The organism is Alkalibacterium sp. s-m-28 (assembly GCF_054658175.1).
In genome coordinates, this window is record NZ_BAAGIQ010000218.1 from 1 (window position 1) to 829 (window position 829).

1 protein-coding gene is annotated in these 829 nt (G+C 37.0%); it reads left to right on the forward strand.

Features of this window, described 5'->3' with window-relative positions:
* Nucleotides 1-829, forward strand: an 829-nt coding sequence (locus ACYQ4S_RS12020) for a transposase (RefSeq protein ID WP_459771389.1), incomplete at both ends; no start/stop codon positions are given.

The following is an 829-nucleotide window of genomic DNA, read 5'->3' on the forward strand; positions in this document are numbered from 1 at the left end:
GATATTGTAGCACAATTAAATTTATTTGAAGAGAACGAATTAGGCGATTTAGAAAAATTATACACTGTGCTAAATGAGCTGCCGGATCAAGCCCTCATTAAGGCACTTGATGAAGAACGCCCTACGGGGCGAAATGATTACTCAAATCTATCAATGTGGCGAGCTTTTATTGCAAAATTTGTCTTTCAGCACCCGACTGTTCAAAGCCTCATACGAGAACTTAATCGAAATAGTCAATTGCGACAAATTTGTGGCTTTCAAACGCATCATATTTTAGTAAATGGTGAATCTAAAAAAGTTTTAGCTCCAAGCGCTTCGGCCTTTTCTCGTTTTAGTTTTCGATTGACCAATCATCTCGAAAAAGTGGAGGGAATATTTACTACTTTATTGGAAACTCTGTATAAGGAACTTCCAGAATTAGGTGAAAATTTGGCAATTGATGGAAAAATTATTGAATCGCATGCGAATCACCCAACAAACCGTAAAACACCAGACAAGCGAAGTGAATCTGATGCGACTTGGACGGCTAAAAATTATTATGATAAAGAAAATAATGTGATTCAAACAACTTGGTATTTCGGATATCGAGTCCACCTCATTTGTGACACAGAGTATGAACTACCTATTGCTTACAAAGTGACACCTGCAAATGAAGGAGAAAGCACAATTGCTAAGCTTTTAGTAGATAATTTAACTACTCAACAAGCGGAACGAGCTGAATATTTAATGGCGGATCGTGGGTATGATGGGAAACCATTGATTGATAAAATTGAACGACGTTCAATTACTGCAATTATTGATAATCGTCATATGTGGAAAGATGGCGAAC